General features: G+C 70.2%; 23 protein-coding genes. 19 read left to right on the top strand and 4 right to left on the bottom strand.

From position 1 onward, the window contains the following. The first annotated feature begins 5 nt into the window (after positions 1-5). The 11 genes from FGL15_RS04320 (at position 6) to FGL15_RS04270 (ending at position 14,352) form a co-directional block, all read left to right on the top strand. On the top strand, positions 6-1,028 hold the full coding sequence (locus FGL15_RS04320; RefSeq protein WP_138945101.1) for a LacI family DNA-binding transcriptional regulator: 1,023 nt from the start codon (positions 6-8) through the stop codon (positions 1,026-1,028). 130 nt (positions 1,029-1,158) lie between these two features. Beyond that, a complete protein-coding gene (locus tag FGL15_RS04315) occupies positions 1,159-2,496 on the top strand; it encodes an extracellular solute-binding protein (protein ID WP_138945100.1) in 1,338 nt (445 codons plus the stop codon). A gap of 96 nt (positions 2,497-2,592) precedes the next feature. Continuing rightward, positions 2,593-3,549 carry a carbohydrate ABC transporter permease gene (locus FGL15_RS04310; protein ID WP_138945099.1) on the top strand — a complete coding sequence of 319 codons (957 nt, stop codon included), beginning with the start codon at positions 2,593-2,595 and terminating at the stop codon, positions 3,547-3,549. After that, the gene (locus FGL15_RS04305) at positions 3,549-4,469 is read left to right on the top strand and encodes a carbohydrate ABC transporter permease (RefSeq protein WP_138945098.1); all 921 of its coding nucleotides are present in this window, start codon (positions 3,549-3,551) and stop codon (positions 4,467-4,469) included. Before FGL15_RS04310 ends, FGL15_RS04305 begins: the two co-directional genes overlap by 1 nt. A gap of 145 nt (positions 4,470-4,614) precedes the next feature. Beyond that, a complete protein-coding gene (locus tag FGL15_RS04300; protein ID WP_138945097.1) occupies positions 4,615-6,123 on the top strand; it encodes an alpha-N-arabinofuranosidase in 1,509 nt (502 codons plus the stop codon). 192 nt (positions 6,124-6,315) lie between these two features. Next, positions 6,316-6,912 (top strand): TetR/AcrR family transcriptional regulator, encoded by a 597-nt coding sequence (locus FGL15_RS04295; RefSeq protein WP_138945096.1) that lies wholly within the window; start codon positions 6,316-6,318, stop codon positions 6,910-6,912. Between the two features lie 305 nt (positions 6,913-7,217). Beyond that, positions 7,218-8,579, top strand: coding sequence for an MFS transporter (locus tag FGL15_RS04290; RefSeq protein WP_138945095.1), 1,362 nt, complete (start codon positions 7,218-7,220; stop codon positions 8,577-8,579). Next, positions 8,572-9,510: a sugar phosphate isomerase/epimerase gene (locus FGL15_RS04285; RefSeq protein ID WP_240773774.1), complete on the top strand. Its 939-nt coding sequence runs from the start codon at positions 8,572-8,574 to the stop codon at positions 9,508-9,510. Before FGL15_RS04290 ends, FGL15_RS04285 begins: the two co-directional genes overlap by 8 nt. Further along, positions 9,510-10,673: a Gfo/Idh/MocA family protein gene (locus FGL15_RS04280; protein ID WP_138945093.1), complete on the top strand. Its 1,164-nt coding sequence runs from the start codon at positions 9,510-9,512 to the stop codon at positions 10,671-10,673. The genes FGL15_RS04285 and FGL15_RS04280 overlap by 1 nt, the downstream gene beginning before the upstream one ends. A gap of 102 nt (positions 10,674-10,775) precedes the next feature. Beyond that, positions 10,776-12,287, top strand: coding sequence for a cryptochrome/photolyase family protein (locus FGL15_RS04275; RefSeq protein ID WP_138945092.1), 1,512 nt, complete (start codon positions 10,776-10,778; stop codon positions 12,285-12,287). A 67-nt stretch (positions 12,288-12,354) separates the two neighbouring features. Next, positions 12,355-14,352, top strand: coding sequence for a helicase HerA-like domain-containing protein (locus FGL15_RS04270; RefSeq protein ID WP_138945091.1), 1,998 nt, complete (start codon positions 12,355-12,357; stop codon positions 14,350-14,352). Between the two features lie 152 nt (positions 14,353-14,504). On the opposite strand, the gene FGL15_RS04265 is transcribed toward FGL15_RS04270, so the two are convergent. After that, entirely contained in the window at positions 14,505-15,380 is an 876-nt protein-coding gene (locus FGL15_RS04265) for an aminoglycoside phosphotransferase family protein (RefSeq protein ID WP_138945090.1), read from the bottom strand. Between the two features lie 466 nt (positions 15,381-15,846). On the opposite strand from FGL15_RS04265, the gene FGL15_RS04260 reads away from it, so the two are divergent. Further along, entirely contained in the window at positions 15,847-16,449 is a 603-nt protein-coding gene (locus FGL15_RS04260; RefSeq protein WP_138945089.1) for an N-acetyltransferase, read from the top strand. 102 nt (positions 16,450-16,551) lie between these two features. Here the strand turns inward: FGL15_RS04260 and FGL15_RS04255 are convergent, their stop codons facing one another. Beyond that, complete coding sequence (locus tag FGL15_RS04255; RefSeq protein ID WP_138945088.1) at positions 16,552-17,085, bottom strand: hypothetical protein; 534 nt, start codon at positions 17,083-17,085, stop codon at positions 16,552-16,554. 178 nt (positions 17,086-17,263) lie between these two features. Here FGL15_RS04255 and FGL15_RS04250 point away from each other — a divergent pair, with 178 nt between their 5' ends. The 5 genes from FGL15_RS04250 (at position 17,264) to FGL15_RS04230 (ending at position 22,557) form a co-directional block, all read left to right on the top strand. Then, complete coding sequence (locus tag FGL15_RS04250) at positions 17,264-17,932, top strand: GntR family transcriptional regulator (protein WP_138945087.1); 669 nt, start codon at positions 17,264-17,266, stop codon at positions 17,930-17,932. A gap of 99 nt (positions 17,933-18,031) precedes the next feature. Further along, a complete protein-coding gene (locus tag FGL15_RS04245) occupies positions 18,032-19,042 on the top strand; it encodes a 1-aminocyclopropane-1-carboxylate deaminase (RefSeq protein WP_138945086.1) in 1,011 nt (336 codons plus the stop codon). Between the two features lie 328 nt (positions 19,043-19,370). Then, positions 19,371-20,393, top strand: coding sequence for an acyl-CoA/acyl-ACP dehydrogenase (locus FGL15_RS04240; protein ID WP_138945085.1), 1,023 nt, complete (start codon positions 19,371-19,373; stop codon positions 20,391-20,393). Then, entirely contained in the window at positions 20,393-21,844 is a 1,452-nt protein-coding gene (locus FGL15_RS04235; protein WP_138945084.1) for a bifunctional PIG-L family deacetylase/class I SAM-dependent methyltransferase, read from the top strand. Before FGL15_RS04240 ends, FGL15_RS04235 begins: the two co-directional genes overlap by 1 nt. Next, a complete protein-coding gene (locus tag FGL15_RS04230; RefSeq protein ID WP_138945083.1) occupies positions 21,844-22,557 on the top strand; it encodes a glycosyltransferase family 2 protein in 714 nt (237 codons plus the stop codon). Before FGL15_RS04235 ends, FGL15_RS04230 begins: the two co-directional genes overlap by 1 nt. Here the strand turns inward: FGL15_RS04230 and FGL15_RS04225 are convergent. After that, complete coding sequence (locus FGL15_RS04225) at positions 22,542-23,306, bottom strand: DeoR/GlpR family DNA-binding transcription regulator (protein WP_138945082.1); 765 nt, start codon at positions 23,304-23,306, stop codon at positions 22,542-22,544. The genes FGL15_RS04230 and FGL15_RS04225 overlap by 16 nt on opposite strands. A gap of 56 nt (positions 23,307-23,362) precedes the next feature. Between FGL15_RS04225 and FGL15_RS04220 the strand changes: the two genes are divergently transcribed. Both FGL15_RS04220 and FGL15_RS04215 read left to right on the top strand, forming a co-directional pair. After that, positions 23,363-23,722, top strand: coding sequence for a DUF4406 domain-containing protein (locus tag FGL15_RS04220; protein ID WP_138945081.1), 360 nt, complete (start codon positions 23,363-23,365; stop codon positions 23,720-23,722). Positions 23,723-23,768: 46 nt separating this feature from the next. Beyond that, positions 23,769-24,269, top strand: coding sequence for a GNAT family N-acetyltransferase (locus FGL15_RS04215; RefSeq protein ID WP_168223310.1), 501 nt, complete (start codon positions 23,769-23,771; stop codon positions 24,267-24,269). Between the two features lie 209 nt (positions 24,270-24,478). On the opposite strand, the gene FGL15_RS04210 is transcribed toward FGL15_RS04215, so the two are convergent. Beyond that, positions 24,479-25,993: an MATE family efflux transporter gene (locus tag FGL15_RS04210; RefSeq protein ID WP_138945079.1), complete on the bottom strand. Its 1,515-nt coding sequence runs from the start codon at positions 25,991-25,993 to the stop codon at positions 24,479-24,481. Positions 25,994-26,023: the final 30 nt, after the last annotated feature.

Below are 26,023 nucleotides of genomic sequence, written 5' to 3'. Positions count from 1 at the left end.
GGATCATGGCGACCACCCTGCACGACGTGGCGAAGCTCGCCGGGGTGTCCGCCAAGACCGTCTCGAACGTCGTCAACGACTACCCGCACATCAAGCAGGCCACCAAGGAGCGGGTGCTCGCGGCGATCGCCGAACTCGGCTACCGCCCGAACCTCTCCGCCCGAGGACTCCGCTCCGGTCGTTCCGGCGTCATCAGCCTGATCATCCCCGACCTCCGGAACTCCTACTTCGCCGAGCTCGCCGACGCCGTCATGCACGCCGCCGCGCAGCGTGGTCTGTACGTGCTGATCGAGCAGACCGGTGGCGACCGCGAGCGCGAGGCGGCGCTCGTCCGTGGTCCGCGGACGCAGCTCGTCGACGGCATCCTGTACTCCGCGCTCGAGCTGGGGGAGGAGGACGTCGACATCCTCGCCGAGGTGCGCACACCGATGGTCCTCCTCGGCGAGCGGATCTTCAACGCTCCGAACGACCACGTCACGATGCAGAACACCGAAGGTGTCCGTGCGGCGACGGAGCACCTGATCGCTTCGGGGCGCCGCCGGATCGTCGCGTTCGGCGCGCACCCGGGTGAGGAGATCGGTTCCGCGGGACTCCGCCTCGTCGGTTACCGCGAGGCGCTCGACGCCGCGGGTCTGCCGTACGACGAGGCCCTCGTGCGCGAAGTCGAGATCTGGCACCGTCTGGACGGCGCGGTCGCGATGCGGGCGATGCTCGACGAGGGGGTGCGGTTCGACGGCATCGTCGCCTTCAACGACGCGCTCGCCCTCGGCGCGATGCGCGTCCTGAGCGAGCGGGGCATCCGGATGCCGGAGCAGGTGGCGATCATCGGCTTCGACGACATCGACGAGGGGCGGTATTCCCTGCCGTCGCTGTCGACGATCGCGCCGGGGCGCGACCAGATCGCCGAGACGGCCGTGGATCTGCTGCTGGAGCGCATCGAGCGGCGCGACGAGGTCTTCCCGGCCCGCCTGGTGCTGGCCGACTTCGAGCTCGTCCAGCGGGAGTCCACCGCGCTCCCCGCCGTCTGACCCACCACTCCGATTCGTCCTTGACATCGCTGGAACCACCCGGCATCATGCTTTTACAACGTTTACCTTCAACGTTGTAAAACCCGGCACGATGACAATGAAGTTCCATCTCCGAGAGGACAGCACCCACATGAAGTCACGAGTTCTCGCAGCAGTCGGCACGGTCGCCGTCGCAGCGATGGCCCTCACCGGATGCTCCACCGGTGGCGCAAGCGGAGGCGGCGAAGCCTCCTGCACCAACACCATCACCAAGAAGGACGTGCCGCAGGTCACCGTCTGGGCTTGGTTCCCCGCCTTCGAGCAGGTCGTCGACCTCTTCAACGAGACACACGACGACGTCCAGGTCTGCTGGACGAACGCCGGCCAGGGCAACGACGAGTACACGAAGTTCTCCACCGCCATCGAGGCGAAGTCCGGCGCACCCGACGTCATCATGCTCGAATCCGAGGTCATCTCCAGCTTCACGATCCGCAAGGCGCTCGTCGACATCGGCGAGTTCGGCGCGAACGAGGTCAAGGACAAGTACACCGAGGGCGCCTGGAACGACGTCACGAGCGGTGATTCGGTGTACGCGATCCCGGTCGACAGCGGCCCGATGGGCATGCTCTACCGCCAGGACCTCTTCGACAAGGCCGGCATCGCCGTCCCGACCACCTGGGACGAGTTCGCCGCCGCCGCGAAGCAGCTGAAGGACGCCGGCACGGGTGTCCTCGCCAACTTCCCGACGAACGGCCGCGCCTTCAACCAGGCGCTCTTCGCCCAGGCCGGCTCCAAGCCGTTCGAGTACGACAAGACGAAGCCCACCGAGGTGTCGATCGACGTGAACGACGACGCGTCCAAGCGGGTCCTCAACTATTGGGACGGCCTCGTGAAGGAGGGACTCGTCACCACCGACGACGCCTTCACCGCCGACTACAACACGAGCCTCGTCGATGGCACCTACGCCGTCTACCTCGCGGCCGCGTGGGGCCCCGGCTACCTCCAGGGCCTCTCCGACGCCGACGACACCGCCGTGTGGCGCGCCGCCCCGCTCCCGCAGTGGGACGCGGCGAACCCCGTCCAGGTGAACTGGGGCGGTTCCACCTTCGCCGTGACCGAGCAGGCGAAGGACAAGAAGCTCGCCGCCGAGGTCGCGAAGGACATCTTCGGCACCGATGAGGCGTGGAAGATCGGCATCGAGCAGGGCGCGCTGTTCCCGACGTACAAGCCGATCCTGGAGTCCGACTACTTCACGAACCTCGAGTACCCGTTCTTCGGTGGCCAGCAGATCAACAAGGACGTCTTCCTCGCCGCGGCGGCCGGGTACAGCGGCTTCACGTTCAGCCCGTTCCAGAACTACGCGTTCGACCAGTTGACCGAGCAGCAGTACGCGATGGTGCAGGGGGAGAAGACCGCCGACGAGGCGCTCGATGACCTCCAGGCGAGCCTCGAGAAGTACGCCACCGAGCAGGGCTTCACCACCAAGTAGCCCGCCGGGGCGGCCGCCACGTCGCCCCGCACGTCCTCCGCCACCGGGGCGGCGCAGTCGCCGCCCCGGTGGTCCCCACGACTCGAAAGCAGCATCATGGCACTCACCACCGGATCGGCCTCCACCGCCGTGTCGGCCGCCAGGATCGTCCGTCCGCGACGAGGCGGCATCGGCGCGATCGACCGCCGACGGCAGCGCTGGGGTTGGCTCTTCGTCGCCCCCTTCGCCGTCGTCTTCGCGGCCTTCCTCATCTTCCCGCTCTGCTACGCGTTCTGGATGAGTCTCCAGACCTCCACCCTCGCGACCGGTACCGAGTTCACGGGCCTCGCGAACTACGCGAAGGCCTTCACCGACCCGATCTTCCTCAGCGGGCTCGCCCGGGTGGCGATGTTCGCCCTCGTCATGATCCCCGCGCAGATGCTCGTCGCGCTCGTCGCAGCCCTCGTGCTCGACAACCTGGCGACCGTCCTGTCGAAGTTCTCACGACTCATGATCTTCGTGCCCTACGCGATCCCCGTGGTCATCGGCGCGCTCATGTGGGGCTTCCTCTACAGCCCGCGCTTCGGTCCGGCGACCGACGTCTTCGCGCTCTTCGGGGCCACGGCGCCGTCCTTCCTCGACCAGAGCAGCATCTTCGGCAGTCTCGTGAACATCGTGACCTGGCAGTGGTCGGGCTACTACATGATCATCATCTACGCGGCGCTCCGCGGGATCGACCCGTCCATCTACGAGGCCGCCCGCATCGACGGCGCGAACGCGTTCCAGACCGCGCTCCGCATCAAGGTGCCGATGATCTCCTCGTCGATGGTCATGGTGCTCATCTTCGCCATGATCGGCACGCTGCAGTTCTTCACCGAACCGCAGGTGCTGCGCGGGGTCGCCCAGGGCGCCATCCCCATCTCGTACACACCGAACATGTACGCGTACTCCCTCGCCTTCTCGTACAGCCAGTTCAACTACGCCTCCGCGATCTCCTTCGCACTCGGGATCATCGTGTTCATCGGCTCGTACGTCTTCCTCTTCCTCACGCGCAAGCAGAGCGGACTCAAATGATGAGCGCCACCACCGCCATCCCGGCCGTCAACCCGAAGGCCGGACGACGTCGTCAGGGCCCCGAGGCCCGCACCGGGGGTCGCCGCGTCGGCTCGCACCTCTTCCTCCTCGCCCTCGTCATCTACTTCATCCTCCCGCTGTGGTGGTTGATCGTCGCGGCCACGAAGGACACCTCCGGGCTCTTCACCGGCTCCGGCGGGCCGCTCTGGTTCGACGGTGAGTTCAACTTCTTCGACAACGTCGCCGAACTCTCCACCCACCAGGGCGGGATCTACTGGCGCTGGCTCGGGAACTCCTTCCTGTACGCGTTCTCGGGTGGGATCGGTGCCACGGTCCTCGCGGTGCTCGCCGGATACGGCTTCGCCAAGTACCGGTTCCGTGGTCGCTCGCTGTTCTTCAACCTGCTGCTCGGTGCGGTCATGGTCCCGCTCACGGCCCTGGTCATCCCGACCTTCGTCCTGCTCAGCCAGGTCGGCCTCGTCAACACGATCTGGGCCGTGATCCTCCCGTCGCTGCTCAGCCCGTTCGGCGTGTACCTCATGCGCATCTACACCCAGGACGCCATCCCGGACGAGATCCTCGACGCCGCGCGGGTCGACGGCGCAGGGGAGCTGCGGACCTTCTTCCAGGTCGCGCTCCCGCTGCTGCGCCCGGCGATCGTCACGGTGCTGCTGCTCTCGATCGTCGGCACCTGGAACAACTTCTTCCTGCCGCTGGCGGTGCTCAGCGACCCGAACCTGCTTCCCGTGACGGTCGGACTGAACAACTGGACGGCGCTGTCGAACGCGGGTGCCGGCGGCGAGCAGGTGTGGAACCTCATCGTCACCGGGGCGTTCATCTCGATCGTGCCGCTCATCATCGCCTTCCTCTCCCTGCAGCGGTACTGGCAGGGCGGGCTCTCCCTCGGCAGTGTGAAGTGAGCCGCTTCACAGACGCGCCGCCGCGGCGTCGCCCCGACCGGGCACTCCACGACATCATCGACACCACGACCGCCCACGCAACGCACGCACGACCAGCACTGCACGCCACGGCCGACTCCGGCCCGAACGAAGGACACCTCCCGTCATGACCACCGCACGCATCGCCATCGACCCGAACGTCACGGTCGCCCCCGTCAACCGCCGGATCTTCGGCTCGTTCGTGGAGCACCTGGGCCGCTGCGTCTACGACGGCATCTACGAGCCCGGCCACCCCACCGCCGACGCCGACGGCTTCCGCGGCGACGTGGTCGACCTCGTCACGGAGCTCGGCACGAGCACCATCCGCTACCCCGGCGGCAACTTCGTCTCCGGCTACCGCTGGGAGGACGGCGTCGGGCCGCGCGAGAACCGCCCCGTGCGCCGCGACCTGGCCTGGCACTCGCTCGAGACCAACCAGGTCGGCGTCGACGAGTTCGCCAAGTGGTGCAAGCTCACTGGCAGCGAGATGATGATGGCCGTCAACCTCGGCACGCGCGGGGTGCTCGAAGCGCTCGACCTCCTCGAGTACACGAACCACCCGAGCGGCACGGCGCTGTCCGACCAGCGGATCGCGAACGGCGCACCCGAGCCCTATGGCATCAGCATGTGGTGTCTCGGCAACGAGATGGACGGGCCATGGCAGGTCGGCGCCATGTCGGCCGACGACTACGGCAAGCTGGCCGCCCGGACCGCGTCGGCGATGAAGATGGTGGACCCGAAGCTCGAACTCGTCGTCTGCGGTTCGTCGAGCTCCTCGATGCCGACCTTCGGCGACTGGGAGCGCACCGTCCTCGAGCACAGCTTCGACTCGGTGGACTACATCTCCTGCCACGCGTACTACCAGGAGCGCGACGGCGACCTCGGGTCGTTCCTTGCGTCGTCCCTCAACATGGAGTACTTCATCCGGACGGTCGTCGCAGCCGCCGACCACGTCCAGCACAAGCGCCACTCCGACAAGCAGATCCAGCTCTCGTTCGACGAGTGGAACGTCTGGTACCTCGACGAGTGGAACGCGATCGAGGGCACGATCGAGGAGTGGGCCTACGCGCCCCGCCTCATCGAGGACGTGTACTCGGTCGCCGACGCGGTCGTGTTCGGCAACCTGCTCATGACCCTGCTCAAGCACAGCGACCGCGTCGGGTCGGCGAGCCTCGCGCAGCTCGTGAACGTCATCGCCCCGATCATGACCGAGCCGGGCGGCGGCGCCTGGCGGCAGACGACGTTCTTCCCGTTCTCGGTCACCAGCAGGCTCGCATCAGGTGTTGTGATCGCGCCGCGCATCGAGGTCGGCAGCTACACCACGAAGGTCCACGGCGACGCACCGCTCGTCGACTCGGTCGCGACGTACGACGCCGAGGCCGGGACCGCGGCCGTGTTCCTCGTGAACCGCCACCAGGACGAGGCGATCACGGTGACCATCGACGTCTCGGCGCTCGGCGTCGGTTCGATCGTCGAGGCGAACGGTATCCACGACGAGGACGTCTACGCGAAGAACACGATCGACGACCGCGAGCGCGTCGGTCTCGTCGCGAACGAGAGTGCGTCGCTCGCCGACGGCACCCTCACGATCACGCTCCCGCCCGTGTCGTGGACGGCGGTCGCGCTCGGCGCCTGAGCGGGCAGCGGGCTGCGGTCTGCGAGCAGGGGTCTCGACGTTCGCAACTCAGGACGATCGCGGCGGGTCTGCCGCGATCGCGGCGATCGCGGGACGGCGCGCCGGACCCGTCCTGAGTTGTGCATGTATCGGCGTCGGCGGTGGGTGGGGGAATCCCCACCCGTCGTCGTCGTGCGGCCCTACAATCGGCACATGACGGCACGGGGCTCCTACGCGAAGGGCGTTGCGCGCCGGGAGGAGATCCTCCGGGTCGCGCTCGCGGTGTTCGCGCGCGAGGGGTATCGCGGCACGTCGCTCCGTGAGGTCGCGCGTGAGGTCGGCGTCAGCCTGCCGGGGCTCATGCACTACTTCGAATCCAAGGAACACCTGTTCGCGGCGATCCTGCGGGAGCGCGACGCCGTCGACTACGAGGAGTTCGCCGCGGCCGGGTCGCAGGACGCGATCGAGGGCCTGGTCGCGGTCATGCGCCACAACAGCGACGTCCCGGGTCTCGTCGAGTTGTATCTGACGATGGCGGCCGCCGCCGGTGATGCGGAGCACCCGGCGCGGGCGTTCCTCGTCGAGCACGTCGCCGGAGTGCGTCGGAGCATCGCCGACGTCGTCCGGGATCGCCAGGCCTCCGGGCGGGTCGCCGCGGGCATCGACCCCGATCACGTGGCGCGCGTGATGGTCGCCCTCGCCGACGGCCTACAGGTGCAGTGGACGCTCGACCCCTCCGTCGACATGGCCGGTGACCTCGAGCGCGCCTGGGCTCTCCTCGTCGGCGACGACGCCGGCGCGGTGCGCTGACCCGAGCGCGGGTCTGTGGGGTCCGGCGCGGTGCGCTGACCCGAGCGCCGGGGAATCGGCGTGGGCGCGCCCCGGGCGCGTGAGCGCGACCCTCCGGAGACCCGCGCTCACGCGGCTGGGCCGCGCTCGCGTCAGCGCACCGCGCTGGCAGCAGCCCACATCGACAGGTTTCGTGAAAACCTATTGACCACTCGGGTTTCGCGCATATACTCAAAGCCGTGCAGTGATCGGTTTCCCGAACCTGCCAGGACAGCACCACCCGCGGGCCAGAGCCGGTCCGCAGCTCAGCGTTGAGAGGAACTCGGATGTCCAACCCACCCCGCCGCCCCAAACCCACCGGCCAACGTGCCTCGAGCGGCCCCTACGTCAGCCTCGTCACCGGCCCGTCAGGGCCCACGGAACGGGCGTCGAAACGGGTCGTCACCACCATGGCGCTCGCCCAGTTCGGTCTGTTCGTCGCCCTGCTCGCCCCGGTCACCGTGAGCTTGGCCCTCAAGACGCAGCAGCTCGTCCCGGGTGACCAGGCGGCGGTCGTCAACGGCAACGTCCTCTCCATCGCGGCCCTGTTCGCCCTCGTCGCGAACCCGGTGATCGGCCGCTTGTCCGACATCACGCTCTCGCGCTTCGGTCGTCGCCGCCCGTGGATGTTCCTCGGTGCCATCGGCTTCGTCGCCTCGCTCACCATCGTCGCCCTCGCGCCGAACGTCCCGGTCCTCATCGCCGGGTGGTGCCTCGCCCAACTGACCGGCAACGCCATCCTCGGCCCGCTCCTCGCGACGATCGCCGACCAGGTCCCGCCGGAACAGCGGGGAAGCGTCTCCGCGAACGTCGGCGTGATGCAGAACGTCGGCATCCTCGCGGCGGCCTTCGTGGCCAGCTGGTTCGTCACCGACATGCTGCTGCTCTTCGTCGCACCCGCCGTCTTCGCGCTCATCACCGTGTGGCTCTACTGCTTCGTCCTGCCCGACCGCGCGATCACCACCCGTCCGGACGTCGGCGGATGGAGGGGCCTGCTCTTCACCTTCTGGGTGAACCCGCTCAAGCACCCGGACTTCGGCTGGGTCTGGCTCTCACGGTTCCTGCTGACGCTCGCCTCGTTCCTCTTCGTCGCGTTCCGCCTGTTCTTCCTGCAGGAGGAGGTCGGGCTCTCGCAGCAGGGCGCCGTCGACACCCTGACCATGGGTGTGCTGATCTACACGATCGCGCTCGTCATCACCGCGAAGCTCGGCGGATGGCTGTCGGACCGGATGCTCAACCGCAAGGTGTTCGTCATCGGGTCGACGGTGGTCTTCGCGGTGGGACTCGTCCTGCTCGCCCACACCACGACCGTGCCGATGTTCTACGTCGTCGAGGCGATCATGGGAGCGGCGTACGGCGTGTACGTCGCAGTCGACACCGCCCTCGTCGTGGACGTCCTGCCGAACCCCGACGACGCGGCGAAGGACCTCGGTGTCCTCAACATCGCGAACGCCCTGCCGCAGTCGCTCGCCGGCGCGGTGGGCGCGTTCCTCCTCGGACTCGGCGCGGTGGGCAACAACTACACGGCCCTGTTCTGGGGCGCCGGGGTGATCGCCGTGCTCGGCGCCCTGACGATCCTGCCGGTCCGACACCGCATGACCCGGAACGCCGACGGGACGATCACCGGATCCATCGCGACCCGTGGGTGACCCCGGTCACGCCTCCCGCACCCCGATCACCGACTCCACTCCATCACCCAGCGACGCCAAGGACGGCGTCAGAACGGACGGCAACACCATGACCGCACCAGCGCTCTCCGTGCAGCTCTACAGCATCAAGGAGCACCTCGACCAGGGACTCGACGACGCCCTCGCCCGGCTCGCCGGCATGGGCCTGCGCGAGGTCGAGGCCTTCGACTTCGTCTCCCGTGCGCCCGCGCTCCGCGAGGCGTTCGACCGCCACGGGCTCGCCGCCCGCACCGGGCACGCCACGCTCCTCTCCGACGAGATCCGCTTCGGCGACCAGGTCATGCCGGTCGCCTCGCAGGAGGACGTCTTCGCCGCCGCCACCACACTCGGCCTCGAGATCGTCATCGACTCCTTCGTGAGCCCCGACCGCTGGCTCGACCAAGCTGCCGTCGCCGACACGGCCGCCCGCTTGAACGCCGCAGCGGAGCGCGCAGCCGACCACGGTCTCCGCGTCGGGTACCACAACCACTCCCAGGAGTTCGTCGCATCGTTCGGCGGACGCAGCGCATTCGAGGTCTTCGCCGACCAGCTGCGTGACGACGTCGCCCTCGAGGTCGACCTGTTCTGGGCGGCGACCGCCGGTCAGGACGTCCCCGCGCTGCTCGGCCGCCTCGGCGACCGCGTCCAGGCGCTCCACGTCAAGGACGGCCTGCTGCCCGCCGACCCGTTCGCACCGGGCGCCGCACCCTTCGTGCCGACGAGTCTCGACCAGCGACCGTTCGGGCAGGGTGAGGTCCCGCTGCGCGAGTCGCTCGCCGCAGCGCCCTCGGCACGGTTCGCCATCATCGAGTTCGACCACTACGGCGCCGGCGACATCTTCGACGGTGTCCAGGCGAGCGTCGACGCGCTCGTCGCCGAGCAGCTCGTCTCGACCGAAGCGGTGGTCCGCTGATGCCCGCGGCAGCGCAGGGCACGACGGCGCGCGCACCGCAGGGCAGCGGCCCGGTCGGCGTCGGGTTCATCGGCACCGGCATGATCAGCGACACCTACCTCGAGCACCTCACCGCGTTCCCCGACGTCCGCGTCGTGATCCTCGGCGACCTCGACGTCGACCGCGCGAAGGCTCAGGCCGAGAAGTGGGGCGTCGGCGAGTGGGGGACCGCCGACGACGTCCTCGCACACCCGGACGTCGAGCTCGTCGTGAACCTCACGATCCCCGCCGTCCACGCGCAGGTCGCGTCGCAGGTGCTCGCCGCCGGGAAGCACGTATGGACGGAGAAGCCGATCAGCGTCGACCGTGCGAGCGGGCTCGCGCTCCTCGAACAGGCCGACGCCGCAGGACTCCTCGTCGGCATCGCGCCGGACACCGTCCTCGGCCCGGGCGTCCAGTCCGCGCGTCGTGCCATCGCCCGCGGTGACATCGGTCAGCCGCTCACCGCCCAGACCGTCATGCAGTACGCCGGGCCGGACATCTTCCACCCGAATCCGGAGTTCCTGTTCGCGAAGGGCGGCGGGCCGCTGTTCGACATGGGGCCGTACTACCTGACGACGCTCGTGCAGGTGTTCGGTTCGGTCGCCTCGGTGTCGGCGGCCGGCTCCCGTGGACGTGCGACGCGGACGATCCAGCAGGGCGACCGCGTCGGCACGGAGTTCGCCGTCGAGGTGCCGACGCACGTCAGCGCCATCGCCCGCTTCGTGGACGGCGGTGTGAGCCAGAGCGTCTTCAGCTTCGAGTCGCCGCTCGCGAAGATGGGCGTCGTCGAGATCACCGGCACCGAGGGGACCCTCGTGATCCCCGACCCGAACATGTTCACGGGCGAGGTGCGGATCACCCGCGCGGCGCCCATCGAGCGGATGCAGCAGGACCCGGAGTGGGAGGTCGTGCCGACCGAGGGTGTCCTCGCCGGCCGCGGGACCGGGGTCCTCGACCTCGCCCGGGCGATCCGTTCCGGCGGCACGCCGCTCGCCTCGGGTGCCCTCGGCTACCACGTGCTCGACACGCTCGTCTCGATCGACGAGTCCGTGGTGTCCGGCCAGACGGTCGATGTGGCGAGCCGGGTCGCGCCGGTCCCGCTCGTCGCGGAGGACTGGGACCCGTTCGCCGCAACGCTCTGAGGGCGGTGAGTCGAGCAGAGCACCGCAGAACCGAACCCAGCAGCATCGGAGCAGGCTGAGCAAGCCCCCGGTGGTGTCCGTCGCCCCACGTACGCTGAGGCGATGGACACCACCGGTCGGCGCGCCGCCGAGCACCCCGATGACGCGACCCCTCGGCGGCGGTGGATCCTCACCGGCCAGCTCGGCCCGGCGTTCGACGACGGCGGACCGATCCTGCTCATCGAATCGAAGTCCACGTTCACCAAGCGACCGATGCACCGCGCGAAGGCGCACCTCTTCCTCTCGGCCATCCGACATCGTGCTGCGGAACTCGGCGACCGGGCGGAGTTCCACCAGGTCGACCGCTACGAGGAGGTCGTCGAGGCCGGCGCCGACCTCGAGGTGATCGATCCACCCTCGTGGACGGCTCGGCGCTTCGTCCGCGAGCGCGGCCTCCGGGTGCTCCCGAGCCGCGGCTTCGTGACCTCGGAGCCCGACTTCGCGGCCTGGGCGTCGACGCGGGACGGCAAACGGCTCCTCCTGGAGGACTTCTACCGCACGGTGCGGGAGCGGACCGGGATCCTCATGCGCGGCGACCAGCCGGAAGGCGGCCGCTGGAACTACGACCACGACAACCGGAACCCGCCGCCGAAGGGAGCCGCCCGGCTCGGTCTGCCCGAGCCGCTCTGGCCCGAGGAGGACGCCATCGACGCGGAGGTCCGGGAGGACCTCGACCGGTGGCAGCGCGATGGACTGGTCCAGCTGGTCGGCGACGACGGGCCGCGGCGCTTCGCGGTGACAGCGGCCGAGGCGGAGGCGGCGCTCGCGGACTTCATCGAGACCAGGCTCGGCGACTTCGGCCCGTTCGAGGACGCCATGCTCGGCGGCGACTGGACGATGGCGCACTCCCTGCTGAGCGCACCACTCAACCTCGGCCTGCTCGACCCGCGCGACGCCGTCGACACCGTGGTCGCCGAGTACCACGCCGGTCGTGCACCGCTGTCGAGCGTCGAGGGCTTCACCCGCCAGATCATCGGCTGGCGCGACTACGTCTGGCATCTCTACTGGCACCTCGGCGAGCCGTACCGGACGAGTCACAACGCCCTCGGAGCACACGAGCCGCTCCCGCGCCAGTTCCGCGAACTCGACGCCGCCGCCATCCAGTCCAATTGTCTCCGCGAGACGATCGACGGGATGCGTCGCCACGGTTGGGCGCATCACATCCAACGGCTCATGGTGCTCGGCAACTGGGCCCTGCAGCACGGGTACGACCCTGTCGCGCTCAACGACTGGTTCATCGACATGTTCGTCGACGGCACCCCCTGGGTGATGCCCGCGAACGTCATCGGCATGTCGCAGCACGCGGACGGCGGCATCGTCGCGACGAAGCCCTACGCCTCGGGTGGCGCGTACATCGACAAGATGTCCGACTACTGCGGTGGGTGCGTCTTCAATCCCAAGGTGCGGCTGGGCGAGGACGCCTGCCCCTTCACCGCCGGATACTGGGCCTTCCTCGACCGCGTCGAACCGCGCATCCGGCACAACACCCGCATGGCGCAACCGCTGGCCGGGCTGCGACGACTGTCCGACCTGCGTGCCGTCGTCGACCAGGAGCGCACCCGCGAACAGTGGTGATCGGAGCAGCCGTCCAGCCCTCGCGCGACCCCTCGACCCGTGGGGAACGCGTCGCTAGGCTCGGCACATGACGCCCAGTGATGCAGCATCCGACCCGCAGATCGCCGCACTCCAGGCTGCCGCCGCCCACGCGCAGGCCGAGCTCGAAGCCGCCCAGGCGCAGGCGGCGCTCGCCGCAGCGAAGGTGAAGGCGGCCGAGGCGGCAGCGGCGCTCGCCGGGGCCGGGATCACCGCGTCGGGCGGGGTAACGGCGTCGGCGTCACCGGTCGAGCCGGCGGGCCCCGGTTCCGCGAGTGACGCGCCGACCGCCGAGGCCCCATCCGACACCCCGGCGGACGTTTCAACCGACGACGCGGTCGGTGCCGAACCCAGCAGCACCGCCACCGGCACCGACGACCTCAGCGCCGACACCATCGGCCCGGGCCCGCTCGGCCTCGACGACGTGCTGAAGATCCGCGACGGCTACCTCGTGCACGGCCCGGCGCTCGAGATGGGGGCCCTGGTCAACGGGGAACCGCTGCCCGGGGTGCAGGTCCGCATCCCGCTCAGCGTCATGAATCGGCACGGCCTCGTCGCCGGCGCCACCGGAACCGGGAAGACCCGCACGCTCCAAGGCCTCGTCGAGCAGCTCTCGGCCGCCGGCGTCCCCGTGTTCGCCGCAGACATCAAGGGTGACCTCTCGGGCATCGCGACCCCGGGGGAGTCGAACGAGAAGCTCCTCGACCGCACCCGCGGCATCGGCCAGGACTGGACGCCCGCCGCCACTCCGACGGAGTACTTCGCGCTCGGCGGCGTCGGCAAGGGCGTCCCGATCCGCGCCACCATCGCCGCCTTCGGCCCGCTGCTGCTGAGCAAGGTCCTCGGCCTCAACGCCACGCAGGAGTCCAGCCTCGGTCTCGTCTTCCACTACGCCGACAAGGCGGGCCTGCCGCTCCTCGACCTGAGCGACCTGCGCGCGGTCCTCACCTACCTCGCGAGCGACGACGGCAAGGGCGAGCTGCAGGAGCTCGGCGGGCTGTCGGGCGCCACCGTCGGGGTGATCCTGCGAGAGCTCATCACCTTCGCCGACCAGGGCGCCGACGTCTTCTTCGGTGAACCCGAGATCGACACCGCCGACTTCATCCGCCTCGACCCGAGCGGGAAGGGCATCGTCAGCCTCCTCGAGGTGCCGGGCGTCCAGAACCAGCCGGCCCTCTACTCGACGTTCCTCATGTGGTTGCTCGCCGACCTCTTCAACACCCTCCCCGAGGTGGGTGACCCCGAGAAGCCGAAGCTCGTGTTCTTCTTCGACGAGGCGCACCTGCTGTTCCGCGACGCGTCGAAGGACTTCCTCGCGCAGATCACGCAGACGGTCCGGCTCATCCGGTCGAAGGGCGTCGGCATCTTCTTCGTCACACAGACACCGAAGGACGTCCCGGGGGAGGTGCTCGCGCAGCTTGGTTCGCGCGTGCAGCACGCCCTCCGCGCCTTCACCCCGGACGACGCGAAAGCACTCAAAGCGACCGTGTCGACCTACCCGACCTCCGGTTACGAGCTCGGCGAGGTCCTCACCTCCCTCGGCACCGGTGAGGCGGTCGTCACCGTGATGAACGAGAAGGGTGCGCCGTCGCCGGTCGCGTGGACGAGACTGCGGGCGCCGCAGGGACTCATGTCGCCCAGTTCCGACACCGCGATCGACGCGGCGATCGCTGCCTCACCCTTGCTCGCGCGGTACGGGACGCCGGTCGACCGTGAGTCGGCGAGGGAGATCCTGACGGCGAAGCTCGAGGAGGCGAACCAGGCCGCGCTCGCCGCCGAGGCCGAACTCGAGCGGCAGCGCATCGCGGCGGAACTCGCGAAGCAGCAGGCCGCCGCCGACAAGGCGCAGGCCGCGGCGCAGAAGAAGGCCGACGCCGAGTACGAACGGTTGCTCCGGAAGACCGCCGGCACGACCCGCCGGACGTCGACGCGGTCGTCGTCGACGTCGTCGAAGAGTCCGCTCGAAGAGATCCTCGGGTCGAAGGCGACGCGGTCGATCCTCACCGGCGTCGTCGAGGGCATCTTCGGCACGCGTCGCCGCCGCTGAGCTGCTGCGTTACCCGAGCGGTGTCCGTTACCCCGAGCGGTGTCCCGTTCCCCTGGGCGGGTCCCCGTTCCCGGAGTGGAGTCCCGGTCCCAGAAGGTTCCCCCGTTCCCTGAGCGGTCTCCCGGTCCCTGAGCTTGTCGAAGGGCGCGGACCTACCGCAGGCCGTCTTCGGCGAGGCGTCCGAGCTCGATGGTGGCCCGGGCGTCGTCGAGCAGCCCGTCCTGCAGCGACCACACGGCGGACAGCGCGGAGCGCGCGACCACCCACTCGAGGAGAATGGTTCGCGACAGGCCCAGTGATCGACTCACCAGCCCCACCCGCTCGGCGAACAGCCGCGGGTTCCGCGCCGTCGCTGGATCGGGGTTGCTGAACAGCGCGGTGGCGTCGAAGGCGCGGTGGCCGACGATGCCCTTGGGGTCGATCGCCCGCCAATCGCCGGCTGCGAACTCGAGCACGTTCATGTGATGGAGGTCCCCGTGGAGCACGACGACGTCGGTAGGCGTCGTGGTGTCGAGCAGTCGACCGGCGAGCTCCCGCCCACGCTCGAGGAAGGCGGCGCTCGCCGGATCGCCGAGGAGGGCGCCCAGGGCGGAGGCATCGTCGGCGAGCAGCTCGCGGAACCACCGGCGGAGCGTGGGGAGTTCGGCGATGACACCGTCGGCGCCGATCGGCACCGGTGCCGGGATCGCCGCGTGCAGGGTGTCGAGCACCGAGCACAGGATCGCGACGGCTCCGAGGTCGTCACCGGCGCGGGTCAGCGAGGAGAGACCACGGCCGCCCGTCGCGCGTTCCAGGACGATCGCGTGGTCATCGCTCGCGAACACCGCCGCACACCCGGCACCGGCCCACGCCGCGAGCAGCCGCCCGCCGAGCGCCTCCTCCTCGACGAGTGGCACCTTGAGCATCGCCGGTCGCCCCTCGTGCGTCACGGGGAGCAGTCGGCTCGACGGCGTCACGATGAGCTCGCCATCGGGCACGAGCCGCCACTGCTCGACGGCCGCGTCGATGCCTCCTGGTCGCCATGTCACGGGACTCAGCCTAGGCAACCCGGTGGGACCGGGGCGTGGGTCGTGCCTCGGGCGGTCCCTGGGTCGCGCCTTGATCGCCCCCTCGGTCGGACCCTGGGTCGCCCCTCGATCGGCCCCTGGGTCGCCCCTCGATCCTTGGGCCGCACCTTGATCGCCCCCTCGGTCGGATTTTGGGCCGCACCTCGATCCCTGGGCCGCACCTCGATCGGTCCCTGAGCTTGTCGAAGGGCACACGGGTGGACACCGCCCTTCGACAGGCTCAAGGACCGGGAGGGTGGGAGCTCAGGGACCGGTCGCGGTGGCGGGCCGGTGCATGGGCGAACACCGCCCTTCGACAGGCTCAGGGACCGGGGAGGCTGGAGCTCAGGGACCGGGAGGGTGGGAACTCAAGGACCGGGAGGGGGAGCAGGCGACCGACCGACGGCGAACCGGTCCGTCGGGGTGCCCCGCCGGTTAGGCTGGCGCGGTGACCGACATCCGCGCGTACCGACCGTCCGACCGCGCCGCCGTGGCGATGATCTGCACCCGGACGGGCGACTCGGGCGCGGACGCGACCGGGCAGTTCAGCACGGACGACCTCCTCCCCGACATCTACGCCTTGCCCTACGTCGAGCACGGGCCCGAGTTGGCGCTCCTCGTGGACGCCGGTGCCGGCCCGATCGGCTACATCCTGGGCACCGCGGACACGACCGCCTTCGACCGTTGGTTCGTCGAGCGCTGGTGGCCGACCGTCGAGGCGAAGTACGCGGCTGCCGCGGCCTCGGGTGTCGCCTCCGAGAGCGAACGCGGCATCGTCCGATCCGCGACCGATCGCGGCGGGCTGGCCCCGGAGCTCCTCGCGCAGTATCCGGCGCACCTGCACATCGACCTGCTGCCGGAGACGCAGGGGATGGGCCTCGGCAGACGGCTCATCGACGCGTTCTGCGAGCTCCTCGCGGAGCGCGGCGTCCCGGGTGTGCACCTCGGCGTCGGCGTCTCGAACACCGGGGCGCAGCAGTTCTACCAGCGGACGGGCTTCACCCGGGTCGACGGCGATCCCGGGGCCCACTGGTACGCGAAGACGCTCTGACTCGAGCTGCATCCCACCCGAGCCGGATGCAGCGTGGTGCGACGACGCTCTCGCGCTCCGTCGCGGTAGCCGGGGCAGGACGTCTCAGCGAGATCAGTGCAGCTAGAGCAGCTCGGCGCGTGCCCAGCGCAGCCGCTCGAGCGGGGTGAGCAGGTCGGGGTGGTCTTCGCGGAGGTCGTCGAGTGAGACCGGCTGGCGAGGTCGCTCCACCGGGCCGTCGTAGGCGGCGACGACGGCCGCGATGCTGTCCGTGCTCCACCGGTTGCTCCGCATGCGCAGGAGCGGGCGGTTCTCCGAATCGCAGACGAAGAATTGCGAGCTCGCGGACAAGCCCCGACCCCGGAACTCGAAGAGCAGGCTGCGCCCGATCGCCTCGCGCGGAACGAACCGCTGACGCCCGACGATGGGCTGCTCGATGAACCCGTCACGACACACGACGATGCGTTGGCGTCGAGACAGGGCCGCGACGCCGAGCAGGACGACCATGCCGACGATGCCGAGCGTGATGACCCACGTGCGTTCGACACTCGGGCTCGGGCCGACGAGCCAGAGCGAGACGCCCCACACGGGGAGGACGACGATGGCGGCGCTCAGGACGGCGCTCCAGAGCACGCGCGGATGCGGTCTGACCGTCACCGGTTCATCACCCCGTTGCACCACGCACTCACCCCGCAGATCATCGTGGCCTGCTTTCAGTGGGTGGACAATCCGCCATCTGGGGGACAAGTAGGACGAATGCCCCACTCTTCGACGTGGTCCGCCCGGCTGCGCCGGTGCGCTTGACTTTTCGGTTCTGCGATGTGCAATATATTGCATGCCCGCTCCCGCTGAAGCCAACCCGCATCGCCGAGCGCTCCTCCGTGACGATGTCTACCAGTCGCTCCGCAACGCGATCGTCGACGGGACCTTCAACCCGGGTGAAAAGCTCGTCGACACCGAACTCGAACGCTGGCTCGGCGTCAGCCGAACGCCGATCCGTGAGGCCGTCCTGCGCCTCGCCCGAAGTGGGCTCGTCATCGCGAAACCCGGACGGTCGACCGTCGTCGCCCCGCTCGACAGCCGGGCGACGTTGCAGGCACAGGCGGTCGCCGCCGCCATGCACGAACTCGCCGTCCGCGAGGCGGTACCGCACCTGAGTGCGGCCGACCTCGATCGCATGCGCGCGGCGAACCGCGACTTCGCAGCCGCGCTCCAACGCGACGACGCCGACGCGGCGCTCGCAGCGGACGACGCCTTCCATGCCGTGGCCGTGGACGTCGCCGGGAACCCGTTCATCCGTGATGCGCTCGAGGCGGTCACCCCGCTGCTGCGCCGGATCGAACGGTTGCGGTTCTCCTCGGTCGCCGCGCGCGGGTCGATCGCGCAGCACGACGCCGTCATCGAGCGCTGTGCGGAGAGGGACGTCGATGCGGCGGCCGCGCTCGTCCGGGGCAACTGGACGACCCTCGCCGACCTCGTCCTCGCCCACCTCGAGGACGACTGAGCAGCGCCAGCCACCCGACCCGGTCCCCGAGCTCGTCGAGGGGCCCGCCCCACCGATCGCCACCACGCAGCCGCACCACCGAGACCCAGGAGCCACCACATGTCCCTCAGCGACTTCCCCCGCTACCCGCTCACCTTCGGACCGAGTCCCGTCCATGAACTCAACCGCCTCACCGCCCACCTCGGTGGCGCGACGATCTGGGCCAAGCGCGAGGACGTCAACAGCGGTCTCGCCTACGGCGGCAACAAGACCCGCAAGCTGGAGTACCTCATCCCCGACGCGATCGCGCAGGGTGCCGACACGCTCGTGTCGATCGGCGGCTACCAGTCCAACCACACGCGTCAGGTCGCGGCGGTCGCGGCGAAGCTCGGGATGCAGGCCGTGCTCGTGCAGGAGAACTGGGTGGACTGGCCCGACTCCGTGAACGACCGGGTCGGCAACATCATGCTGTCGCGGATCATGGGGGCCGAGGTCCGTCTCGATCCCGCGGGCTTCGGCATCGGCTTCAAGTCGAGCTGGGAGCGCGCCCTCGACGACGTGCGCGAACGCGGCGGCACCCCGTACGCGATCCCGGCCGGGGCGTCGGACCACCGGCTCGGTGGTCTCGGCTTCGCGAACTGGGCCGCGGAGGTTGAGCAGCAGGAGCGTGAACTCGGGGTGTTCTTCGACACGATCGTCGTCTGCAGTGTCACCGGGTCCACGCATGCCGGCATGATCGCCGGGTTCGCCGGGCAGGACCGACCGCGCCGGGTGATCGGCATCGACGCGTCGGCGAAGATCCAGGAGACCCGCGACCAGGTCGCACGTATCGCCCGCAACACGGCGGAGCTCATCGGCCTCGAACGCGAGCTCCGCGACGACGAGATCACGGTGTTGGAGGGGTGGGCCGGTGACCTCTACGGGATCCCGGTCGAGTCGACGATGGAGGCGATCCGCCTGACCGGTCGGCTCGAGGGCGTCATCATCGACCCGGTGTACGAAGGCAAGTCGATGGCGGGGCTCATCGACCTCGTGACGAGCGGTGACATCCCGGCGTCCAGCAACGTCCTCTACGCGCACCTCGGTGGGCAGCCGGCGATCAACGCGTACAGCGCCCTCTTCCGCGACTGAGCCGCTGCCCGGTCCCTCGCCCGAGCGGGGTGCCGGCGCGGTGCGCTGGGCTGAGGTGCCGGAAGCCGGTGCCAGCGCGGTGCGCTGACGCGAACCCGAGGGAACCGGCGTGAGCGCGGGTCGGGCGACCGAGCGCGCCCCTCCGGAGACCCGCACCCACGTCGATGACCCGCGCCCGCGTCAGCGCACCGCGCTGGCGCACTACCAGGGTCGATGGTTGCGGTCCAGGGGCGGGCGGCGGCGCGTGGCGGTGCGAGACTGGGACCTCCACGACGCGAGGAGGTCGCATGCGCGCACCGATGGAACCCCGACACCAGACACGGATCGCATGATCCGTCTGCAGTCGACCGCCTGGCCCACCAGCGTCACCGCCCTCGACCTCGACGCTCTGCACGACGCGGCGACAGGATCGTTGGCGAGCATCGAGTCGCGCCTGGCCTTCACCTCGACGGCCACCCGACTCGTCGGTCCACTCCAACAGCACACCGCCGGGCGCGTCTTCGCAGGACTCGGCGCGATCGCCGCGGTCGACGTCACGCTCGCACGCGTCGTCGAACCGCACCTCGATGCACTGGCCATCCTGCATCAGGCCGACCTCGAACCGCCGGCCGTCTCCACCTGGGGTGTGTTCGCGGCCGAAGCACCCGGGCTGCGGCTCAACGCGACGCTGGTCGACGACGCCTGGCAGCTGTCGGGCACCAAGCCGTGGTGCTCCCTCGCCTCCCACCTGAGCGACGCCCTCGTCACCGCCCACACCGCGCCGGGGGAGCGGCGGTTGTTCGCCGTCGCACTCACCGACCCCGGGGTCACGACCGACGACACTGCATGGCTTGCCCGCGGACTGCCGCTCGTCCCGAGTGGCCCGGTCGGCTTCGACGGGGTCCCCGCCTCTCCGGTCGGCGACGACGGGTGGTACCTGCGACGCCCCGGCTTCTCCTGGGGCGGGATCGGCGTCGCCGCCTGCTGGTGGGGCGGCGCGGTCACGCTCGTCGACCGCCTGCTCGCCGCGGCACGCACCCGACCCGACGCCGACCTCCTCCTCCGCACGCTCGGCGCCGCGGCCATCGACCTCTCGATCGCCGAGCAGGCGATCGCCGACGCGGCTCAGGCCATCGAGCACGGTCACGCCGACGACGCGGCCGGACCGCGCCTCGCCCAGCGTGTGCGGTCGACGGTCCGCGGTCGGGTCGACGCCATCCGCGCCGGGGTGCTCGGAGCACTCGGCCCCGGCCCGCTCACCTCCGAACCCGCCTACCTCGCCCGGATGTCCGACCTCGAGCTCTACGTCCAGCAGGACCACGGCGACCGCGACCTCGCGCGCTACGGCCGCATGCTGGTGGAGGCCGACTGATGCCCGCGTTCGACCACCGCGACCCCGGCACGTCGGCAGCCGCCTGGGCGACCCGCTTGCACGATCTCGACCTGCCCGCCTGGGACGGCTGGCGACACGCCACGGGCGTCGTCGTCCTGTCGCCGCACCCCGACGACGAGTCGCTCGGAGCCGGCGGGTTGATCGCGGCAGCCGCAGCAGCCGGGATCCCGGTCGAGGTCCTCCTCGTGACCCTCGGCGAGGGATCGCACCCTGACTCGCCGACCACCACCCCCGAGGAACTCGCCCCGCGCCGGGAAGCGGAGTTCGTCGACGCGGTCGGTCGTCTGCACCCGACGGTCGGGTACGACGTCCTGCACATCCCGGACGGCGGCCTCGACGCCGAACGCGCGGGCATCGCGGAGCGACTGCGAGCAGCCGTCGCCACCGCCGGATCGCGACCGCTCATCGTCGCCCCCTGGCGCGGCGACGGTCACCGCGACCATCGGATCGCGGGCGAACTCGCCACGGCCCTCGCGACCGAGCTCGACCTCGCGCTCGTGGAGTTCCCCATCTGGCTCTGGCACTGGGCCGACACCGACGACGCGACCCTGCCCTGGGCCGAGGCGCGGATCGTCCCGCTCGACGCGGCGGCGCACGGGGCGAAGATCGCCGCGATGGACGCCTACCCCTCGCAGACGGAGCCGCTCTCGGACGCACCGGGCGACGAGGCGATCGTCGACCATCACCACCTGCAGCATTACGCACGGCGGTTCGAGGTGCTGTTCCCGAACGGGCGTGCGCTGGACCTCGCGCCGGGATCCGACACGGAGGCAGGTGCGGCGGCGGACTCTGACACCGAAACCGACACCGCCACGGACGCCGTGTCGGCCGATACGACCTCGCGGTCGAAGGAGTCGTTCGAGGACCACTACCGCGACCACCCCGACGGCTGGGACTTCGGCTCCTGGTACGAGGAGCGCAAACGTCGGGTCCTCCTCGCCGCCCTGCCGCGCCAGCGCTACGGCTCGGTCCTCGAACTCGGCTGCGCGACGGGCGTGCTCACGGAGCGGCTCGCGGACCGCAGCGACGACGTGCTCGGTGTCGACATCGCCGAAGCACCCCTCGAGATCGCCCGCCGACGGGTGCCCGCCGCCCGGTTCGAACGGGGCACGCTCCCGGACGACTGGCCGAGTGGCACCTTCGACCTCGTGGTGATGTCGGAGGTCGGCTACTATCTGTCGGCGACCGACCTCGACCGGGTCATCGACCACCTCCTCGGCTCGCTGACGCCTGGCGGGAGCATCGTCGCGTGTCACTGGCGGCACCCCGACGACCACGCCACGACCTCCGCCGAGTTCGTCCATCGCCGCTTGCTCGAGCGCTGGCCCGGACGTCGGTCGATCCAGCACGTCGAGGACGACTTCCTGCTCGACGTCCTCGTGCCCGCCGACGAGGCGAGCGTCGCCGCGGTGGACGGTCTGACGGGCTGATGCTGCGACGGATCGATGCCGTCGTGCCCGCGCACGACGAGGAGGAACTGATCGGGGCATGCCTCGACGCGCTGCTCGTCGCGCGTGCCGCCGTGCTGCGTCTCCGTCCCGAGCTGCAGGTGGGGATCGTCGTGGTGCTCGACGACTGCCGCGACGACACGGCGCGGATCGTCCGTGAGCGGTTGGCGGGCTTCGATCCCGAGGAGGCGGTCACCGTCGTCATCGACGAGCGCAGTGTCGGGGCGGCCCGGCGGGCGGGTGTCGCGGCCGCTGTGCGATCAGGCGCTGTCGACGTCTCCGAACGGTGGATCGCCAACACCGACGCCGACTCGCGCGTTCCGGAGGACTGGTTCTCCGTGCACGCCGATGCCTTCGACGACGGTGTCGACGTCCTCCTGGGGACCGTCCGTCCCGACTTCACGGACTTCTCCGAGCGCGACATCGAGCGCTGGATGGAGACCCACCCGCCCGGACATCTGCCGGGCAACGTGCACGGGGCCAATCTGGGTGTCCGGGCCGATCGACTCGACGAACTCGGCGGCTTCCGTGAGTTGGCCGAGCATGAGGACGTCGACCTCGTCGAGCGAGCGCGGGCGGCGGGTCTCCGGGTCGTGCCGACGCTGGATGCGCCCGTCGAGACCTCGGGCCGGCGACGTGGTCGGACCCCGGGTGGCTACGCCGCGTTCCTCGCCGAGACCTACCCGAGGTCCTGACGGTCCAGCGCGTCTGAACCCCCGGCCCGCGTCGACGGATCAGGTCTGTCCGACTGCGGGTCGACGATGACCTCGGTGACCTCGCCGACATCGAGCACCGGGTACCGGGAGACGGCCCCGACCTTCTCCTCGCTCGCGAGCACGTAGACGTCGGTGCTGCGCTCGGCGAGGGCGCGTTTCGTCGCGGCGTCATCGAGGTCGCCGGTGGTGAGGCCGTGTTCGGGATGGAAGCCCGTGACGCCGAGGAAGCAGGCGTCGGCACTCAGGTGACGGATGGCTTCTGCGGCGAGGGCGCCGCCCGCGACCATCGAGTGACGTCCGAGTTCGCCGCCGATCATGATGACGCGTGCCGGCGAGTGCTCCGCCACGGCGAGTGCGACCGCCGGGCTCGGGGTGATGACGGTGAGGGTCGGGTCGTCCGGGAGGAGTCGCGCGAGCGCGAGCGCGGTGGTGCCGGCGTCGATGATGACGGTGCTGCCGGGTCGGATCCGCTCGGCGGCGATGCGGGCGACGCGCTCCTTGCTCGCCGTCCCGAGGGACAGGCGATCCCGGAACGGGCGGTCGGCCGCTGGGACGGGGAGCGCGCCGCCGTAGACGCGGACGCAGAGGCCGGCTTCGGCGAGTTCGCGGAGGTCTCGGCGGATCGAGTCCTCCGAGAGTCCGAGCGCCGCAGCGGCGTCCTTCGCGACGATCCGGCCGTCGCGGTCGAGGAGGTCGAGCAGGTGTGACCGTCGTTGGGCGCTCAACATGCGTGCTCCTTCGTGATGTTGCACGTTCGTGCACGGTTAACGCTACAGTGCTGGACATGACAACGCCACTCCTCATCCTCATCGCCGGCCCCTACCGTTCCGGGACCGGTGGTGATCCCGACGCCATCGCCCGCAACCTGGAACGACTCGAAGCCGCTGCGGCGCCCATCTACGCGCTCGGTCACGTCCCGATGATCGGGGAGTGGGTCGCGCTGCCGATCCTGCGCGGGATGGACACCGCGTCGGGCGACGGCGACGTGATGTACGAGACGGCGAGGCGGCTGCTCCAGCACTGCGACGCCGTGCTCCGGTTGCCGGGGGAGTCGTCCGGTGCCGACACCGACGTCGCGATCGCCCGTGAGCGCGGGATCCCCGTGTACACCGACCTCTCGGAGATTCCGGCCCTCGAGGACTGAGGTCGCTTGCCCGCAGCGTCCCGGCGCTCCGGCTAGGCTGACGCGCGTGCTCGACGACGCCCGGATCCGCCGCTACCGCGACACCGATGCGCGGGCGACCAGGTCGATCTTCGAACGCGCGGTGCGGGTGACCGCAGCCGCTCACTACACGGCCGAGCAGCTCGCCGCCTGGGTGCCCGACGACCCACCGGGCGCCGTGCTGGACGACTGGGCCGCCCGGCGTGCCGCGGTGAAGACGTGGGTGGCAGAGCTCGACGACTCGGTGGTCGGATTCACCGACCTGGACCTTGAGACCGGCTACCTCGACATGCTGTTCGTCGATCCGGGCGCCGGGCGACGCGGCGTCGGGTCCGCGCTCATCCGTCAGGTGCTCGACGAAGCCCGGGTGGTGGGGCTCCACGAGGTGACCGTGCAGGCGAGTCGGACGGCGCAGCCGGTGTTCGAGCGCCACGGCTTCGTCGTGGTCCGCGAGCAGCGTGTCGAGCGTCGCGGGGTGCTCATCGAGAACGCGGTGATGCGGATGCCCCTGGACGCCTCGGCGGGGTGAGACTCTCGGGCCGGTCCGCGCGCCCGGTGGGGTGTCGCCAGCGCGGTGCGCCGACCCGAGCGCGGTGGTGTGGGCGCCGGCGCGGTGCGCCGACGTGAGATCGCTGCAATCGGCGTGAGCGCGGGCCAGCGACGTGGGCGCGGCCCTCCGGAGACCCGCGCTCACGCGTGTGACCCGCGCTCACGTCAGCGCACCGCGCTGGCAGTCCGTCAGGCGTCGGCGAGTTGGGCGTCGGCTCGCTCCGGGGAACCGGCTGCGAGGCCACGGCTGATGGCACCTCGCGAGCCGAGCCAGAGCAGGACGCCGACCAGGAAGACGATGACCTCCGTCACGGTGAGCGACCAGACGATGCCACCGAGTCCGAACCACAGGTTGCCGAGAAGGACGATCGGGACGAACAGCACGCCCTGGGTGACGGCCATGACCGCCGCGGCGAGTGCTCGCCCGGTCGCTTGGAAGAGCGAGGTGATGAGCCCGGTGAACCCGTTGGCGATCATCGCGGTGAGCTGGGCGACGAGGATCGTGACGCCGAGACCGAGGACGGCTGGGTCGGCGATGAACGCGGAGACGATCGGCTCACGCAGGACGAAGACGACGCCAGCGAAGAGGACCGAGATCCCTCCGACCGTGAATGCCGAGGCACGGAGCGCCGACCGGAGTCGCGCGCCGTCGCCCTTGCCGAACGCGTAGGCGAGGAGGGGGAGCACGCCGAAGGTGACGCCCATGACCAGGAACTCGGGCACCTGGGCGATCCGGACCGCGACACCCATGGCGGCGAGTGGGGCGTCTCCGTAGGCCGCGGCCAGCGTGTTCAACACGAGTGCGGTGACGATGAGGAACCCCGACTGCAGGAGCGTGCTGACGCCGACCCCGAGGACCGGCTTGAGGATCGTCGGCGACAGCGTGAACCAGCGCGGAGCCAGGCTGACGTGCTCGCTGTTGCGCTGCAACCACGCCACGAAGTAGACGAGGACACCGAGGTTCGCGAGTCCCATCGCAAGTGCCGCACCGGCGACGCCCCAGCCGAACCCGAGGATGAAGACGAGATCGAGGACGAGGTTCGCCACGGCCGACGCGATGAGGGCGATCATCACTTGACGGGCGGCGCCTTCGGCCCGGACGAGCTGTTCCAGACAGAACGCGGTCGCCATGACGGGGACGAACGCGAGCATGACTCCGATGAACGCCGAGGTCGCCGGGGCGGTGACCGCGTCCGCGCCGAGCAGTGACACGAGTGGGCCGAGGAAGACGAGGCCGATCCCGCCCAGCACGGCGCCCGTCAGGAACGCGCCCCAGACGGAGAAGGAGGCGGCCCGTTTGATGTCCCCGGCCTGTGCCGGGTCGTGTTCGGAGGCGCCGAGGAGTCTGGAGATGAGCGCGCCGCCGCCGACGCCGAACAGGTCGCCGATGGCCATGATCAGTCCGAGGATCGGGGCTCCGAGGGTGATCGCGGCGAGCAGGGTGGTGTCGTGCAGCGAGCCGACGACGCCCGCGTTGATGAGGTTGTAGACGGCGCTGACGACCAGGGCCGCCGCCATCGGGACGCACAGATGGATGAGTGCCCGGATGATCGGGGCGGTCGCGAGGTACCAGCGGTTGCTCCCGACGGTGTCGGCTGCGGTGGAGGGTGCGGCGTCGGTCGATGGTGCGGTGGCCGTCGACGGTGCGGTGCTGCTCGGGACGGGTGTTCCGGTTGCGGGATCGGTGTGGTGTTCGGGGTGCATGGCAGGCTCCGTTTCGGGCAGGTTCCGGGC

Source organism: Plantibacter sp. M259, assembly GCF_006065115.1.
Lineage (GTDB): Bacteria > Actinomycetota > Actinomycetes > Actinomycetales > Microbacteriaceae > Plantibacter > Plantibacter auratus.
This window is presented reverse-complemented; position numbering and strand designations above follow the sequence as displayed.

Coding starts and splice junctions, on each gene's coding strand:
- FGL15_RS04305 (WP_138945098.1), top strand. CDS start 3,549: ATGAGCGCCACCACCGCCATCCCGGCCGTCAACCCGAAGGCCGGACGA.
- FGL15_RS04295 (WP_138945096.1), top strand. CDS start 6,316: ATGACGGCACGGGGCTCCTACGCGAAGGGCGTTGCGCGCCGGGAGGAG.
- FGL15_RS04280 (WP_138945093.1), top strand. CDS start 9,510: ATGCCCGCGGCAGCGCAGGGCACGACGGCGCGCGCACCGCAGGGCAGC.
- FGL15_RS04235 (WP_138945084.1), top strand. CDS start 20,393: ATGCCCGCGTTCGACCACCGCGACCCCGGCACGTCGGCAGCCGCCTGG.
- FGL15_RS04230 (WP_138945083.1), top strand. CDS start 21,844: ATGCTGCGACGGATCGATGCCGTCGTGCCCGCGCACGACGAGGAGGAA.
- FGL15_RS04300 (WP_138945097.1), top strand. CDS start 4,615: ATGACCACCGCACGCATCGCCATCGACCCGAACGTCACGGTCGCCCCC.
- FGL15_RS04210 (WP_138945079.1), bottom strand. CDS start 25,993: ATGCACCCCGAACACCACACCGATCCCGCAACCGGAACACCCGTCCCG.
- FGL15_RS04245 (WP_138945086.1), top strand. CDS start 18,032: ATGTCCCTCAGCGACTTCCCCCGCTACCCGCTCACCTTCGGACCGAGT.
- FGL15_RS04290 (WP_138945095.1), top strand. CDS start 7,218: ATGTCCAACCCACCCCGCCGCCCCAAACCCACCGGCCAACGTGCCTCG.
- FGL15_RS04270 (WP_138945091.1), top strand. CDS start 12,355: ATGACGCCCAGTGATGCAGCATCCGACCCGCAGATCGCCGCACTCCAG.
- FGL15_RS04320 (WP_138945101.1), top strand. CDS start 6: ATGGCGACCACCCTGCACGACGTGGCGAAGCTCGCCGGGGTGTCCGCC.
- FGL15_RS04315 (WP_138945100.1), top strand. CDS start 1,159: ATGAAGTCACGAGTTCTCGCAGCAGTCGGCACGGTCGCCGTCGCAGCG.
- FGL15_RS04275 (WP_138945092.1), top strand. CDS start 10,776: ATGGACACCACCGGTCGGCGCGCCGCCGAGCACCCCGATGACGCGACC.
- FGL15_RS04240 (WP_138945085.1), top strand. CDS start 19,371: ATGATCCGTCTGCAGTCGACCGCCTGGCCCACCAGCGTCACCGCCCTC.
- FGL15_RS04310 (WP_138945099.1), top strand. CDS start 2,593: ATGGCACTCACCACCGGATCGGCCTCCACCGCCGTGTCGGCCGCCAGG.
- FGL15_RS04250 (WP_138945087.1), top strand. CDS start 17,264: ATGCCCGCTCCCGCTGAAGCCAACCCGCATCGCCGAGCGCTCCTCCGT.
- FGL15_RS04220 (WP_138945081.1), top strand. CDS start 23,363: ATGACAACGCCACTCCTCATCCTCATCGCCGGCCCCTACCGTTCCGGG.
- FGL15_RS04225 (WP_138945082.1), bottom strand. CDS start 23,306: ATGTTGAGCGCCCAACGACGGTCACACCTGCTCGACCTCCTCGACCGC.